Here is a 15,043-nt window from a genome sequence, read left to right as displayed (position 1 = left end):
TCCTCACGCAGTCGTGTCGTCGCAGTCCGCGGCACCCGGTCGACCCGGAATTCCCGGTTCACGCCACGTGGTCGATGGCGCCGAGCACCTGGGACAGGCTGTAGGGTTTGGGTACGAACAGGCCGTGGTCCGGAACCTCGCGGTCGGCGAGCCGCTGCCGACCGGAGGTGAGGATCAGCCTGATCCCCGGCCATGCCGCATGCACGCGTTCGGCCAAGGTCACGCCGTCCATGGAGCCCGGCATGTCGATGTCCGTGAACAGAACGCCGACGTCGGACCGGTCCAGAAGGATGGCCCAGGCTGCGTCCGCGTCCTTCGCCTCGACGACCGAGAAACCCGCGTCGACGAGCATCTCCGCCGCGCACATCCGTACGAACCCGTCGTCCTCGACGAGAAGCACGACCGAGTCCGGGAGGGGGCGCTGCTGCGACATCCCTGACAGACTTGCGGATCACCTTACGGTTTCATCGACCTGGGCGACTGTGGTTCGAAGCACCTCGCATCCCTCGAAGGCACGCCCCCTCTCGACTTCGCAAGAAGTTACCGGCGCCGCTTGCCGCCCCTCGCGTAGCATCGGGCCGCCGGCGATGCCGGCGTCCCACGGCCCGAGGCGTCTCAGGCGTTCAGGTCATCGGAGCCGCGTCCCCGTCCATCCGACGAAAGGACCCGGGCCGGATCCCCTTCCGTTCAGTGCGCATAGGTAGCGAGAAGCGTCCTGTCGCCGGACCGCGCCACCGAGGGCGATGCCTCGGGCTCGCGGCTCGACATCATCATGGACGCACCCACCGACACGAGGCCGGCCATGGCCCGCAGGTCGTCTGGCTGACGCGGATCGCGCGAGATCGCATCGGCCTCATGCTGGAGGCGGAGATTGCATGCCTTGGTGGCGAGGGCGCCGTCCGGGGTGCAGGCGTCGTGACGGGCGCACGCCGCATCGAGTGCGTCGATGGGGGCCGCCGGCGCGTTGTTTCCCGGTCCGCAATAGTTGCCGTGGATCAACGCGACCGGCGCCTGCTCGACCGGAATGGACTGGGCGAGGGCCGGGCCGGAAAGACCGATTGCCAGGGCGACCAATACGAAGAACGTCTTCATCATCAAAACCATGACCTGCTGCGGGCTTGCCCCTCGGGGTGCCGACCTGGATTTTCCGGCGGGAGAAGCCTCGTCCCCGGCCACGGTTCCGGGATGGCTGGCATGTCGGGACGGCCCTGGTCGCCGTGGGTTTGCGCGCCCGTCAGCATTGAGGCACCGGTCGCCAACCCCGCGATGTGATCCTGTCGCCTGCCCAAAAGGAACGGCGGCTCGATGCGGCTCACCACCTGGATCGTGGTCAGGTCACCACGGTGTTCGGTCTGCGGCAACGAACCGCCGCGCGTCGCGTTGAGGCCCGCATTCAACGGAACCGCTATGACCCTCCTCGCTCTTCTCGTCGCCGCCAACCTCGCTATCGCGGGGACCTTCTCCTTCGCCGCGCTGGCTGCGGACTGACGGAACCTGGGACGTGACCGACCACGCCCCGCCGGCTGGTCTGCTCTGGGCCATGCGATTCGATACGGACGGCCAGGGGCATTCCGTTCCCTCGGTCGAGGCGTCGTCCGATCTCGACGCGTTCGGCGGCAGCTTTCTTTGGCTCCACTTCGACCTGACGCAGGCCGACCTCCAAGGGCTGATCGACCGGGACCGCCTCGGGCCGGCATCGCTCGCCATGGCCGTGTTCGGCACCGACGACCACCAGCGCGTCACGGTCGAGGGCGACCATGTCGGGGGTGTCGTGGCCGACCTCGCCCGTCCCGGCGCCAAGCCCGACGTGGCCGGGCGCCTGCACTTCGTCCTCGGACCGCGCTCGCTGGTCAGCGGCAGGCGCCGGCCGGTCGAGAGCCCCGACGCTACCCGCACCGCCGCCGAGAAGGGAGCCACCATCGCCTCGCCGGCGCTGCTGTTGGAGACCCTCGTCGGGCATGTCGTCGCCGCGATGGCCGCGACCGGGGAGCGGCTTTCGGACGAGGTCGACGGGATCGAGGACCACATCCTCGACGGCCGCGTCCGAGACGACCGTCGCAGGCTGGGACCGGTCCGTCGCAGCGCCGTACGCCTTCATCGGCAACTGCTCGGCCTGTCCGCGGTGTTCCACCGGCTGGAGCGGGACGGGGCCGACTTGGAGGTCCATGGACCGGCCGTGGCCGCCGCAGGCCGTCTCGCCCAGCGCCTCGACGCGCTCGACCGTGACATGGGGCTTCTGGCCGACCGGGCGCGCCTGCTCCAGGAGGAGTTATCCGAGCGCGTGGCCGAGGAGACCAATCGCCAACTCTACACCCTCTCGATCCTGTCGGCGCTATTCCTGCCGCCGACCTTCGTCACCGGGCTGTTCGGCATGAACGTGAAGGGACTGCCCTTCGCCGAGGACGCGAACGGGTTCCTCGTCGTGGCCGGCTTGGCCGCGCTCTCCTCCGTGGCCGCGTACGTAGCGATCCGGCTGCTCGGCATCCGCAAGCCCAAGGGCTAATCCCGTCCGGTTCGCAGACGCCTACCTGGGGGACGATGCCCCGGCGTGACGCTCGGCCGAGGATACCACCAGGATGGCGAGGCCGACGGCGGCGGCGTCCTTGGCGAGGCCCTTGGCGCGGCCGGGCGATGTGCGCGAGTCGGGACCGCGGGCGGCCCTGCCGAGGAGCGTGCCGGCGATTGCGCCCGCCATGCCGGCCAATGCCCCGGTCTCCGGCGAGGCGCGGCGACCGGCCAGCGCCCATCTGCCGACCGCGCCGACGGCGAGCCGGAACGCGAAGGACGCCGGGATGCGGCGGTCGGGGGCGAACGGCATCTTGTCCCCCGCCATCTCGGCGACCGCCGCGGCCGTCGCGAGCGTGCGGGCACCGGGGCCGCCCGGGATGAGGTTTCCGCGTGTCCGGCCCTCCGAGGCCGCCCAGGCCAAGGCGGCGCAGGCCGTCATGTTGCGCATCCCGGCGACGAAGCCGAGACCGAACGAGGTTGCGTAGCCCTGCATCTTGGACGCCTTTCCACGCGGGACGTGCCCCGCCTTGGGCAAGGCGGCGCCCCCTGCCGCTGTTCCGGCCACGTCAGCCGAGCCGTGCGTTGGCTTGCTGGTCGAGGCGCTACGCCATTGGGTATGAGGTCGCTACCGGGCTCCGCGCGCTTTCGCAGCTGCGAGAACGCCTCGCACGCCGAGGTTGGGCCTATCCGTAAGCGCCGCCGTCGCCTCGTCGGCGGCCTTTTGCCCGCTGTTGTGGGCCCCGTGGGCGGTCGTGAAGTCGAAGGGGTGCGTCGCCTCGTCCGCGAAGAAGAGCCGGTCCTCAAAGGGTTGAGCCAGCCGTACCTGCGCCTGGGATCGGGCCGGCAATGCGCAACTGTAGGCACCGCCGATGGAAGCCGTCCGGCTCCACGAGGTTGTCGTGAGGGGTCAGATCGCCGAGGCCACATCGCTGCCCGACGATTGGCGGAGGGTTGTGGTGTCCCCGTCTTTCAGGTGGCGAACCTCGTTGGCGTGCCACGCCGGCGAAGCTGAAAGGCCCAGGTCCGCTTGAGAAGGGGGGCCAGGTTCCACTTGCCACGCGGTAGGGCGTTCTTCGTGGGTGCAAAGCGTCGGATCTTTAGCGGGATTCGAGGTAGCTGGACCCGACTCGACGTCCGGTGCGTTCGTGCCTGGCACCGACCTCGTTGCGGGGCGGTCACAACCATCGTCCGTCGTTCAGGAGTTTACGAATGGCCAAGGAGGACCACGAAGCGACCTACAAGGAGTTCAAGGAGGTCGTGAACATGACGGCCTCGGCGTTGGAGAAGCACCTAAAGGGCGACGACAGCCAGTCCGTCGGCCAGAAGAAGGACGGTGGCGAGGCGACCGGCCACCAGGAAGGCCGGCGCATCGTCGAGATGCTGAACGGGAAGAAGGCCGACCTGTCGGATGACGACTACGACCACATGCGCAAGGTCGTCGGTTACGTCCATCGGCACCTCAAGCAGGGTGGCCCGAAGGACGAGGACGAAGTGAAGGACTCGCCCTGGCGGCTGTCGCTCATGAATTGGGGCCACGACCCCTTGAAGTGAACGGGAGTCGGGAGCGATGGCTCGTCCCCGAGGGCGATGCCCTGGGTCGGCGTCTGCCGCCCAGGGTCGCGCGTCGTTCACGTCGGATGTGTCAGCCAATCCGTTGGGCGTGACGTGACCTATGCGGTGCCGTTGCCTCCCGTGGCGCCATAGACCTCCCCGGTGACGAAGCTCGCCTCCTGGGACGCCAGGAAGACGTAGATCGGCGCGAGCTCGACGGGCTGGCCGGGGCGGCCGAGCGGCACCTCAGACCCGAACTTTTCGACCGCCTCTTGCGGTTGCCCGCCCGAGGGCTGCAGCGCGGTCCAGAACGGTCCCGGCGCCACCGCGTTCACGCGGATGCCTTTCTCGATGGACTGCTTGGCCAGAGCCTTGGTGAACGCGATGATGCCGGCCTTGGTGGTGGCGTAGTCGACCAGGATCTTCGGCGGGTTGTAGGCAACCACGGACGCGGTGTTGATGATGGACGCACCCGCCGGGAGCAGCGGCATCGCCGCCTTGGTGATCCAGAACATCGCGTAGAGATTGGTCTTCAACGTCCGGTCGAACTGCTCGTCCGTGATGTCCCCGATGTCCATCTGATTGGTCTGCTTGCCGGCGTTGTTCACCAGGATGTCGAGACCGCCGAGTTCGACCACGGCCTTGTGCACCAGGGTCTCGCAGAACGCCTTGTCGGTGATGTCCCCGGGCAGCAGCACCGCCTTGCGACCCTCGGCCTCGATCAGCTTGGCCACCGCCTGCGCGTCCGGCATCTCGGCCTCGACGAAGCTCAGGGCGACGTCCGCCCCTTCGCGGGCGAAGGCGATAGCCGCGGCCCGACCGACACCGCTGTCGGCCCCGGTCACCAGGGCCCTGCGGCCGGCGAGGCGACCGTGGCCGACATAGCTCGTCTCGCCGTGGTCGGGCTTCGGGTCCATCGCCCCGGCGAGGCCCGGCGCCTCCTGCGGCTGACGCCTGAACGGTGGCTGCGGGTACTGCGTACGGGGGTCCTGCATCGCCACGCGATGGTTCCGTGCGTCTGTCATCAACATATCCTGGGGAGGGTGATCCATGCCGGGCCATGACCGCGGCCGACGCGGGCTTGGTCGGGCCCGGTCGCTGTCCAAATCCCATCCGGACGAGACGCGTTCCAATTCGCGAGCGCGAGCAATGGTCACCCCGACGTTTCCGATGGTCGGCGTCCCGCCCCGAACCACTCGCCCCTGGCTGCGATGAACTAGTTGGGAATCCCGGTGCTGCGCCAGGGTCATCCGGAGGCGGAGAAGTTTCACCCCATCCGGATCAGGCACGCGCGTCGGACATTACCTCCCTGGTGGTAGCGGTGGGGGTCATCCTGTCGGCACACCCTGAACCAGGAGCGTCACCGGATGAAAGCACTCACATGGCAGAGCCGAGGCAAGATCTCGTGCGAGACCGTGCCGGACCCAAAGATCGAGCATGGGCGTGACGTCATCATCAAGGTGACCGCATGCGCGATCTGCGGCTCCGACCTCCACCTCATGGGCGGCTTCATGCCCACGATGGAGTGCGGCGACGTCCTCGGCCACGAGACGATGGGTGAGGTCATTGAGGTCGGAAAGGATAACCAGAAGCTCAAGGTCGGCGACCGCATCGTGGTGCCCTTCACCATCTGCTGCGGCGAGTGCCGGCAGTGCAAGTGGGGCAACTGGAGCTGCTGCGAGCGCACCAACCCGAACGGCAAGCTGCAGGCCGAGACCTACGGCTACCCGCTCGCCGGCCTGTTCGGCTTCTCGCACATCACCGGCGGGTTCGCCGGCGGCCAGGCCGAGTACCTCCGGGTGCCCTACGCCGACGTCGGTCCCATCGTCGTGCCAGAAGGTCTCACCGACGAGCAGGTGCTGTTCCTCAGCGACATCTTCCCGACCGCCTACCAAGCCGCCGAGCATTGCGACATCGGCCCGGAGGACACGGTGGCGATCTGGGGCTGCGGCCCCGTTGGGGTGCTCGCGGTGAAGTGCTGCCTGATGCTGGGCGCCAAGCGCGTCATTTCCATCGACAGCGTTCCCGAGCGCCTCGCACTGGCCCGCGAGGCCGGTGCCGAGACCATCGACCTGGCTACCGAGAACATCCAGGACACCCTGATGGAGATGACCCACGGGCTCGGTCCGGACTCGGTCATCGAGGCGGTCGGCATGGAGTCCCATGGGGCAGATACCACCCTGCAGAAGGTGTCCTCCGCCATCATGGAGCACACCGTCAGCCTGGAGCGTCCCTTCGCTCTTAACCAAGCGATCCTGGCCTGCCGTCCCGGCGGCAACGTCTCGATGCCCGGCGTCTTCGCGGGCCCGGTCGGTCCCGTCGCCCTCGGCGTCCTGATGAACAAGGGCCTGACCCTGAAGACCGGCCAGACCCACATGGTTCGCTACATGAAGCCGCTGATGGAACGCATCCAGAACGGCGACATCGACCCGTCCTTCATCATCAGCCACCGCTCCACCAACCTGGAGGATGGCCCGGCGCTGTACGACATGTTCCGGGACAAGAAGGACAACTGCACTAAGGTCGTGTTCAAGCCGCACGGTTGACGCCGACACGTCTAAGGGACCGGGAGGAGGGCGCCGACGCGGCTCTCGCGAGGGGCTCTTTCCCGGGTCCGAGATGTCCCGAGATGCCCCTGAACACGCCGGCCGGTTCATACGCTGGTAGGCCACCCCAAGCCGAAAGTCGGAATGTCCGGAAAACCGCGCGATCTCGCCCTCGTCTTCGCCGGCGGGAACGCCGTCGGCGCCTACCATGCCGGCGTCTACGAGGCGTTGCACGATCACGGGCTTCGACCCGACTGGGTCGTGGGTGCGTCCATGGGTGCGGTGACGGCCGCCATCATCGCGGGCAACGCGCCCGAGGACAGGATCACCAAACTCCGCACGTTCTGGCACGAGGCCACCCAAAAGACCGGTCCGGACCCGACAGGGCTGCTCAAGCCGCGCCAGGTCTACAACGGCCTGCATGCCCTCATGACGCTTGCCTGGGGGCGCCCGAACATCTTCGGCCATCGCCTGCCCGGGCTGTGGTCGGCCCTGCCATGGGTGCCGAACGACGTCGCGCTCTTCGACAACGCCCCCCTTCTCCGGACCCTGAAGCGTCTCGTCGACTTCGAGCGGCTGAACCGGGGCGGTACGCGCCTGACGGTAGGCTGCGTCGACATCGAGACCGGCGAGGAGGTCTACTTCGACACCTCCCGCGAGGAGGTCCGGGCCGAGCATATCCTCGCCAGCACGGCCATCCCGCCCGCCTTCCCGCCGGTCGAGATCGAGGGCCGCGTCCTGTGCGACGCCGGCTTCACCAACAACCTTCCGCTCGACCCGATCTTTGCATCCGAGCCAGAGAGGGATCTCCTATGCATAGCCTCGGACCTGTTCAGCCTGAAGGCGCCGCGTCCCAAATCCCTGGACGCCGTGCTCGAACGGGCGAACGACCTTATCTTCGCCAGCGCGCCGCGCCGGGCGATTGCGGGCCTAAGGCGCGAGTACGAACTGCGGGACAGGCTCGATCCAACCGGGCCGACGGTGACGCTCCTCCACCTCGTCTACCAAGCCGGCGCTGGCGAACTCGCCGCCAAGAGCTTCGACTTCTCGCCCTCCTCGATCCGCGACCGATGGAAAGCGGGCGGACGGGACGCGGTGCAGGGCGTGGGGCTTTTGGCAATGGCCAAGAGCGCGAACGGACGCTTCGACTATCGTACACTGCCTGACGGCCTTATTTCCTCGGAGGATGCAGGAACTGGGACGACATCCGCAGGGCATAGCTTCGGCAGCGCTCTGGCCCGGGCAGGGAGGCTCCGACGCGCGTCCGGGCCCGGATGATCGTCGAACGTATTGCACATGAAGCCAAGGTGAGGTCTGCGGACACGGCTCCCAAAATGGATGCCTGTGTCTCATCGCAGGTCGTCGGGACACCGCGGGACTCAATGGGCCTCAGGCGGCGATCCCGCCGTCCTCCGGCCTGCGCCTCCGATAGCGTCCGGCGCCCTCGCTCACGAAATACCGGTTGCGGTACATCCGCTCGTCGATGGCCCCCCTGACCGTCTGAACGCTCCAGACCTGCACGTGCTCGCCGGCCTCTTGGACAAGGTCCGCGTCGATCATCTGGGTGATGCCGCTCACGTGCAGCGGCTCGCCCTCCGGCAGGATCTTCCGGATCTCCTGGATGACGCGAAGCCAGAAAGCCCCCGCCTTCACCGTCCGCAGGTGCTCCTTCTGTCGTTCGAGAGAACTCGAGAGATCCGCGCGCCGGTTCAGAGCTTCGTCGGAGCCCTCAGAGCGGACATAGTTCGCAAGCCCTCAGCCAACGCTACCGATCGTGGGCATTTACCGAGTTCAATTCGCGACACGTTCGCAACGGACACCGAATCCTCCGCGTGCTACGCTGATCAGCATATCAGCTTGACGGGAGCACGGGCATGCCAGAGACGTTTGGATCCTTTATTTTGGGGACACGAAAGGAAAAAGGAATAAGTCAGAAGGAACTAGCGGCGATGATATTAAGAGAAGAAGATGGCAAGCCAATATCGCCTCAATATCTTAACGATATAGAAAAAAATCGTCGCAATCCGAGCTCGGATCATATAATCGAGCAATTTGCAAAAGCACTGAATGTAAGATCCGAATATCTTTTCTATCTTGCCGGAACATTTCCTGAAGATATCCGTTCGTCTGGAGCCGATCAAGACGCAGTCGTTCAGCTATTCAATGCCTTTCGTAAGACAACGAGGTAGCGATGGTTCAGTGGGTGCCGGATGCGACGAAGCGGTTTCCCAAACGCCCTCACTTCGAACCCATGGAGATCGATCGCGAGTGCGAGGCGCTGACAGCCGCCTTTCTCCTTAAGCACCGCGGCAAGATCTCGTACCCGATCACAACCGACGATCTCTGCCTCATGATCGAACAGCATGTCGTTCATCTCGACGTCTATTCGGATCTCTCCGCGGATGGGATGGACGTCGAAGGCGTAACCCGCATCCAGATCGGCAAGTCCCCGATCATCGAAATCACGGAAAGCCTGTCGACGGAGGATCGACGCGCAAACCGGTATCGGACGACGTTGGCACACGAGCTCGGCCACGTCCGCCTGCATGACAGGTTGTTTCAGTCTCATTTCTCGTCCGGCGAACTCCTTCCTGCACCGGACGAACTTCGGATCGTCTGCAAACGCGATGGCATCCTCGATGCCCCTTCCACGGATTGGATGGAGTGGCAGGCCGGCTATGCCTCGGGCGCCTATCTCATGCCCCGCTTCGCATTGCGGGATCTTCTTCGTCCAACCCTCGACACGATCGGCGCGTTGTCCCCGTTCCATGTTGTGGATGCGGCGGCGACGTCGCTGATGGACCTGGTGATGCAGACTTTCCAGGTCTCGCGCGACGCCGCTCGCGTTCGCTTGCTCAAGCTCGGATACCTCACCGCTCGACCGGTGGAGCCGACGCTGTTCGGGTGACGGTAGCATGGGCTGCTTGACTCCCGGAGAAACGCGAATATGCTAATTAGCGTATTAGCTGATTTGCGGGTAGCGCAATGGTCGAGGATGACAAACCGCAGGCATTAACGCCGAGGCCATACAGGGTCCTGAGCCTCGATGGCGGGGGCATGCGCGGCATCTACACCGCTGCGTTCCTCGATCGCCTGGTCACGCATTTCGCGCTCACGAGGAAGAAGGATGCCCTTGATCTCGGAGGGGGGTTCGATCTCATCACGGGAACGAGCACTGGTGCCATCGTTGCGTGCGCCCTGGCCGTCGGCAAGCCGCTCGGCGACGTGATGGCCCTCTACGAGAAGCATGGTGCGGCCATATTCCCGCACCGGATTAAGGGAACGGGCAGCGCGATCTACCGGGCCTTCAGGGGACGGACCTTCGTCCGCGCCGGGGACCGCGCCCTCAGGAATGCCCTTCACGGTGTCCTGGGGGACGTCACCATGCTCGACGTCTTCGAACGTCGCGGCATCTCGCTCTCGATCCCCAGCGTCCTGATGAAGACGCATCGTGCCTGGGTCTTCAAGAAGACGCCCAAAAGCGGCGTCCGCGATGACAAATACCCCCTGGCCGACGTCTGCCTCGCTTCGAGCGCGGCGCCGATCTATCGCTCCCTCGCGAGCATCGACGATCCGATGGCGACGCATGGACTGAAGCAGGTCTTCGCCGACGGCGGACTCTGGGCCAACAACCCGATCCTGGTCGGCCTTATCGATGCGCTCATGGTCGCCGAGCGCGACCAGCCGATCGAGATCTTCTCCCTCGGCACCTGTTCCAGGCCCGAAGGCGAGCACATCGATGGGGCGCATGCCCATCGATCCATGCTCGGATGGAAGCTCGGCGCGGACGTGGCCCCGTTGAGCATCTCTGCGCAGGAATTCGCCTACGATAACATGGCGAGGCTCCTCTCGAACGTCCTCACGGACCTGGGCCGGCCGGTGCGCACGCTTCGCTTCCCGAAGAAGGACGTCCCGGCCGAGATGATGCCGTTCCTCGCCTTGGACGACACGCGGAAGGGAGCCATCGCGCGGCTTGTTCAGCAGGCCTGCTCGGATGCGGACATCACGAAGAGCTCCTGCGACGATCCCCGCAATCCCGACGGCCAGATGGTCCGGTCGCTCATGATGGATTTGCCAACGATGCCGGTGGACGGCCTGACCTGGGAGAGCAAGTGATGAGGAACACCAACGCAGAGGTCCGCGGCTTCCACAAGGAGCGGGTGCGGATGGACGACGACGGTCGCTCGGACATTCTGTCCAAGGCCAAGGCCAACCGCAAGCGACTCCGCCGCGGTCTGATCCGGGATGATGAGCCGGCGCCGTTCGGTTCGCAGACCCAAGGGTCCTACTCCATGCGGACCATGATCCAGGATGGGGACGGAGACTTCGATATCGACGACGGAGCCTACTTCGAGAAGGCGGCGCTCGTCGGCGACCGCGGTGCCGACAGATCCGCGCTCAACGTCCGCAAGATGGTCTGTGCGGCCCTGCAGGACGATTTCTTCAACGACAAGCCGGAGGTGCGGACGAACTGCGTCCGCGTTTACTACAGCGGCGGTTATCACGTGGACGTCCCGGTCTACCGTCGGACCCGGACGAAGGATCAATGGACCGGCGTCGTCACCGAAACCTTCGAACTCGCCGGGGCGGACTGGAAGCCGTCAGACGCCCTCAATGTCACCAAATGGTTTAAGCGCCGCAACAATGAACTGTACGGCGATGCCTCGGCAAACGGCGATCGCGGGCAGTTCGTCAGGGTGGTGCGGCTGGTCAAGGCCTTCGCCCGCAGCCGGCCGCATTGGAAGGGAAAGATCGCCAGCGGCTTCGCGCTCTCGCGGTTGGTGAGCGATCATTTCGTCGAGCGTCTTGAACGGGACGACGAGGCCCTTAGGGACGTTCTCGTCGCCATTCGCGATCGGCTCGCCTGGAATAGCGCGGTCGACCATCCGACGCTGAACGAACGCATCGCCGAGGCCGGGGACGCTAAGACGGAGTTCCTGCGCAATAAGATCACCGAGAAGCTCGCCCACCTCAGCGTCGTCGACGATCCCGATTGTACCCATCAAGAGGCGATGAATGCCTGGGACAGGTTCTTCCGTTCCGACTTCTTCGGTCTTCAACCCGATCCCGACGACGAGAAGGACCTCGACGGGAAAACCAGCGGGCCCGCGGTCATCAAATCCGGCGGGCATGGCTACGCGTGACGGTACATGTTCCCCCGGTCGTGACCGAGCCCCACGACGCCATCGATGCCTGGTTCCGGGGGTTGGGGCGTCACTATCTCGGTCGCGTCCGGCCTGACGACCCGATCCTCCGCGGAGGCGCCGGCTCCGCGGGCTGGCGCCTCCGCACCCTCGGCCTTGAGATCGTATTGGTGGTCGACCGCCTTTTCCCATACTCGAAGCCGACGGTCCATCTGGCCGGCGAGACCGAGCGCATGCCGCACGTTGAACGTGACGGGAAGCTTTGCCTGCGCAACCCGGAAGTCCCGTCCGATCCCGTCATGGCGGTGGCTTCGGCTTTGGGCGAAGCCCGGCAACTACTCCGTGACGTCGCAGCCGGTGGCGAGCGAGACGACTTCGAGGAGGATTTCGGTCTGTACTGGGCACAGGACGCTGCAGCCGATCACGCGGCGGCGCTCCTGCTGCCGCCCGGCCACGGCACTGCACCCGCGGCATGGACCGGAAACAGGAAGATGACCTACGTCTTCGCATCGGGCGGCGAGGCACGGAGATGGTGGCGACATCGGAATGGTGTGGACCCCGTGCATCTCCGTCGAACGGCCGCTATCGAACTGAACGCCCTACCTCGTCCCGACCGATACCCGGAGAGCGGTGCGGAACTCTGGAGCCTCATCGAGGAACGTTCCGCCGAGGGATGCGGGATCCTGGGCGAACTGCTCCGACAGATGCCCAAAGTGCTTCCGCTGGTGCTGACTGGCGCGGCGCCGTCTGGCCGACGGCATGCGGTTGCGGTCCTGCTGTCGCATCCACCCGACCTGAAGCGATCAACGGTGCACCGCAAGGTCATGGAGCGGGATTACCCTCGCGGTGAGGTTCCTGCCTCTGTCCTTTGCTCACGCTACGATCTCAGGCGTCTCAGATGCGAAGCCCTCAATGCGGCTAACACCCGGCTGCCCTACGCGGAACGCGATGTCCTAGCGGGCAAGCGCGTAGGTATCATCGGATGCGGGGCCCTCGGGTCGGGTGTCGCACGGCTCATCGTCAAGTCCGGCGTCGGCCATCTCGTCCTCGTCGATCCGGAGACGCTCGGTTGGGAAAACATCCGGCGCCATCAATTGGGAGCCGGTGACGTCCATCGCTTGAAGGCCACAACCCTCGCTCAAGCGCTCGTTCGCGAGAATCCTGATATCGGCTCGATCAAGGCATTCGATACCACTTTGCAGGCCTTTCTGTCGTCCGATCCAACGGCCCTGGCGGACCTCGACCTCGTCATTGCCTGCACGGGGTCGTGGGCGGCGAACGCTTTCCTCGATCATCACCTGTTGTCCCCGAGGAACGGTATTCCCGCGGTGTACGGATGGATGGAAGCTCATGCGCTTGCGTCCCATGCCGCATTGCTGATGCCCGGCACCTCGTTTGCCGCCGGATATGACGCGGCGGGCAACGCGCGCATGGTTGCATCCGAAAGCAGAAAACCTCGGCCGGTCGAATGCGGCGCACTCACATCCCCGTTCGGTGCGATCGATCTCGCCCAAGCCGAAGCACTCACCAGCCGCCTTGTACTGGATTTCCTTAGGGGCAAGCAGACCGAGAGCGCCTGGCGATCCTGGCTGGTCGATGCGTCGGCACTGGCCGATGCCGAGGGATCGTGGACGCCGATGTGGCTTGCGACGCGCGGAACTCCCGACCCTCTAGGGGGAATGGCAACGGGCCCATGGTGGCAGGCATAATGAACGCGCTGACGCTGCAGACAGGCAAGATCCGGGTGCGCATTACCGCGGAGGCCCTGACAACATTCGCCGGGCATCGGCAGAAGCGATGCTATCATCGGGAAGCTGGTGGCCAACTGTTCGGATCGATCCGTCCGTCGATCTGGACGGTCCTTGAAGCGACCGGGCCGCGGAAGGGCGATCGACGGGGCCGCTACGGATTCTGGCCGGATCGGGCTTCCGAACAACGGGACATCCATTCCTTTCATGCCCGTGGCCTCGAATATCTCGGCGACTGGCACACCCATCCGGAGGACCGGCCAACCCCTTCCGGCAAGGACATGACGAGCATTGCATCCATCGTGCGGGAGTCGACCCATCATCTGCCGGGCTTCCTGCTTTGTATCGTAGGGCGTCTTTCGTTTCCGGATGGCCTATGGCTGTCCCTTCACACGCGACGTGGCGAGGCGACCCGGGGCATTGTCACCGAGCCAGTCCCATCAGGTTCGGTGCCCGCAATGCACGCAGCCAGACAGGACGGACGTTCACCTCGACCTTGAAGCGCGCATTTTTAGAATGGGGTTCATGCGAGGTTCCGCTAGCTTCTCCATGAATGTCGTCGTCGACATCTGGAGTCCACGAATAGCAACCTTCGCCATTGTTCATTGCTCCCAAGCAAAGGTTGCTACGGATTCACCGCCGAGATCGCCTCGCTCGATGGCGGCGACCGGGACGCGTTCTGCCGCCGGGTCAAGGCGGCCGTCGCCTCGGCCAAGCCGAGCCGGATGGCGAAGCCGGCCTACCCGGTCGGCATGCGAGACTCCCACGTCCGGACCGACATAAGGGCCGGGGACGTCTCGGCATGGGGGTGGGAGAGACTTTGCGCCGTCGCCGCCAGCCTCGAACAGACCGTCCACGTCACGCTCGTGCCACCCGGGATGCGGGCGGTCGTCTCCTACGTGCCGGCCTGAAATCCGAGGCCCGACCTCGGCCCGACGCCGTGCCGAATTGTGCGCACAGGGTAAGGCACAAGTGACGGGCCGTGACGCGCCGCGATGGTGCAATGACACGTCATGCGGTTTCATGCACGGGGCCGTGGCATCATCGCTCCATGAACAGCTTCATCCCCACCCCCGACCTCGACGCCGGCCCCGGGCGCATCGCGCCCCCCTACCGAGGCACTGCGGCCGCGCGTCGAGAGCGTCTGCGAAAGATGAACGCGGGGCACCAGCGCCTCGTGCGCGAGCGGCGTCGCGAGGCCGGCGAGCCGGATCCCGGCCTGCTCGATCGGGCGATCGTCGACGCGCTCCGGTCCGTCCTCCTGCGGTGCGAGAACAGCGTCTCGCGGCCCATCGATCCGCGGCTCGTCCTCGCCCTTACGCGGGAGCATCTGCTCCAACGTTGCGCGCGGGCGCGCGAGGCCGATCCAGAGGCCCCGGTCTACGACGGAGCGGCTGTCGCCAACGCTGTGATTAGGCGTGGAATAAGGACCCCGTTCTCGGGGTGATCGGCGTCCAAACGGGACCCCCAGGACAAGTCATCCACAATGCCTTCCGGCTCGAACGGGAGGCTTGCGCGGGATGTTGGTCGTGGAGACGGTCGCAAA

18 protein-coding genes are annotated in these 15,043 nt (G+C 65.6%); 13 read left to right on the top strand and 5 right to left on the bottom strand.

Annotated features, from left to right (window positions below):
• Positions 1-58 precede the first annotated feature (58 nt).
• Together MKL11_RS18955 and MKL11_RS18950 are read right to left on the bottom strand one after the other, a co-directional pair.
• Positions 59-433 (bottom strand): response regulator, encoded by a 375-nt coding sequence (locus MKL11_RS18955; RefSeq protein WP_243946221.1) that lies wholly within the window; start codon positions 431-433, stop codon positions 59-61.
• A 254-nt stretch (positions 434-687) separates the two neighbouring features.
• On the bottom strand, positions 688-1,095 hold the full coding sequence (locus tag MKL11_RS18950) for a hypothetical protein (RefSeq protein ID WP_243946304.1): 408 nt from the start codon (positions 1,093-1,095) through the stop codon (positions 688-690).
• Positions 1,096-1,305: 210 nt separating this feature from the next.
• On the opposite strand from MKL11_RS18950, the gene MKL11_RS18945 reads away from it, so the two are divergent.
• Positions 1,306-1,488, top strand: coding sequence for a hypothetical protein (locus MKL11_RS18945; RefSeq protein WP_243946213.1), 183 nt, complete (start codon positions 1,306-1,308; stop codon positions 1,486-1,488).
• Positions 1,489-1,501: 13 nt separating this feature from the next.
• A complete protein-coding gene (locus tag MKL11_RS18940; RefSeq protein ID WP_243946204.1) occupies positions 1,502-2,503 on the top strand; it encodes a CorA family divalent cation transporter in 1,002 nt (333 codons plus the stop codon).
• A 21-nt stretch (positions 2,504-2,524) separates the two neighbouring features.
• Here the strand turns inward: MKL11_RS18940 and MKL11_RS18935 are convergent, their stop codons facing one another.
• Entirely contained in the window at positions 2,525-3,001 is a 477-nt protein-coding gene (locus tag MKL11_RS18935) for a hypothetical protein (protein WP_243946202.1), read from the bottom strand.
• A gap of 716 nt (positions 3,002-3,717) precedes the next feature.
• Between MKL11_RS18935 and MKL11_RS18925 the strand changes: the two genes are divergently transcribed.
• The gene (locus MKL11_RS18925; RefSeq protein ID WP_243946198.1) at positions 3,718-4,059 is read left to right on the top strand and encodes a DUF3140 domain-containing protein; all 342 of its coding nucleotides are present in this window, start codon (positions 3,718-3,720) and stop codon (positions 4,057-4,059) included.
• Between the two features lie 119 nt (positions 4,060-4,178).
• On the opposite strand, the gene MKL11_RS18920 is transcribed toward MKL11_RS18925, so the two are convergent.
• Positions 4,179-5,084: an SDR family oxidoreductase gene (locus MKL11_RS18920; RefSeq protein WP_243946196.1), complete on the bottom strand. Its 906-nt coding sequence runs from the start codon at positions 5,082-5,084 to the stop codon at positions 4,179-4,181.
• Positions 5,085-5,426: 342 nt separating this feature from the next.
• Here MKL11_RS18920 and MKL11_RS18915 point away from each other — a divergent pair, with 342 nt between their 5' ends.
• Both MKL11_RS18915 and MKL11_RS18910 read left to right on the top strand, forming a co-directional pair.
• Positions 5,427-6,605, top strand: a complete 1,179-nt coding sequence (locus MKL11_RS18915; RefSeq protein ID WP_243946194.1) for a zinc-dependent alcohol dehydrogenase — start codon at positions 5,427-5,429, stop codon at positions 6,603-6,605.
• Between the two features lie 144 nt (positions 6,606-6,749).
• Positions 6,750-7,883 (top strand): patatin-like phospholipase family protein, encoded by a 1,134-nt coding sequence (locus tag MKL11_RS18910; RefSeq protein WP_243946192.1) that lies wholly within the window; start codon positions 6,750-6,752, stop codon positions 7,881-7,883.
• Between the two features lie 111 nt (positions 7,884-7,994).
• On the opposite strand, the gene MKL11_RS18905 is transcribed toward MKL11_RS18910, so the two are convergent.
• The gene (locus MKL11_RS18905; protein WP_243946190.1) at positions 7,995-8,258 is read right to left on the bottom strand and encodes a hypothetical protein; all 264 of its coding nucleotides are present in this window, start codon (positions 8,256-8,258) and stop codon (positions 7,995-7,997) included.
• 221 nt (positions 8,259-8,479) lie between these two features.
• On the opposite strand from MKL11_RS18905, the gene MKL11_RS18900 reads away from it, so the two are divergent.
• The 8 genes from MKL11_RS18900 to MKL11_RS18865 all read left to right on the top strand — a co-directional run bounded on the left by MKL11_RS18900 (position 8,480) and on the right by MKL11_RS18865 (position 14,944).
• Positions 8,480-8,794, top strand: a complete 315-nt coding sequence (locus tag MKL11_RS18900; protein ID WP_243946188.1) for a helix-turn-helix transcriptional regulator — start codon at positions 8,480-8,482, stop codon at positions 8,792-8,794.
• Positions 8,795-8,796: 2 nt separating this feature from the next.
• The gene (locus MKL11_RS18895) at positions 8,797-9,513 is read left to right on the top strand and encodes an ImmA/IrrE family metallo-endopeptidase (protein WP_243946179.1); all 717 of its coding nucleotides are present in this window, start codon (positions 8,797-8,799) and stop codon (positions 9,511-9,513) included.
• Positions 9,514-9,590: 77 nt separating this feature from the next.
• Positions 9,591-10,721: a patatin-like phospholipase family protein gene (locus MKL11_RS18890; RefSeq protein WP_243946177.1), complete on the top strand. Its 1,131-nt coding sequence runs from the start codon at positions 9,591-9,593 to the stop codon at positions 10,719-10,721.
• Entirely contained in the window at positions 10,721-11,749 is a 1,029-nt protein-coding gene (locus MKL11_RS18885) for a cyclic GMP-AMP synthase DncV-like nucleotidyltransferase (protein WP_243946175.1), read from the top strand. Before MKL11_RS18890 ends, MKL11_RS18885 begins: the two co-directional genes overlap by 1 nt.
• A 20-nt stretch (positions 11,750-11,769) precedes the next feature.
• Positions 11,770-13,458 (top strand): ThiF family adenylyltransferase, encoded by a 1,689-nt coding sequence (locus MKL11_RS18880; RefSeq protein WP_243946173.1) that lies wholly within the window; start codon positions 11,770-11,772, stop codon positions 13,456-13,458.
• Complete coding sequence (locus tag MKL11_RS18875) at positions 13,458-13,997, top strand: Mov34/MPN/PAD-1 family protein (RefSeq protein WP_243946172.1); 540 nt, start codon at positions 13,458-13,460, stop codon at positions 13,995-13,997. Before MKL11_RS18880 ends, MKL11_RS18875 begins: the two co-directional genes overlap by 1 nt.
• A gap of 105 nt (positions 13,998-14,102) precedes the next feature.
• Positions 14,103-14,408, top strand: a complete 306-nt coding sequence (locus tag MKL11_RS18870) for a hypothetical protein (protein WP_243946170.1) — start codon at positions 14,103-14,105, stop codon at positions 14,406-14,408.
• Positions 14,409-14,548: 140 nt separating this feature from the next.
• The gene (locus tag MKL11_RS18865; protein WP_243946168.1) at positions 14,549-14,944 is read left to right on the top strand and encodes a hypothetical protein; all 396 of its coding nucleotides are present in this window, start codon (positions 14,549-14,551) and stop codon (positions 14,942-14,944) included.
• The last annotated feature ends 99 nt before the right edge of the window (positions 14,945-15,043 follow it).

The sequence above is a fragment of the Methylobacterium sp. J-077 genome (assembly GCF_022829365.1).
Classification (GTDB): Bacteria; Pseudomonadota; Alphaproteobacteria; order Rhizobiales; family Beijerinckiaceae; genus Methylobacterium.
The sequence above is the reverse complement of the archived record's forward strand: the minus strand, read 5'-3'. Positions and strand labels throughout refer to the sequence as shown.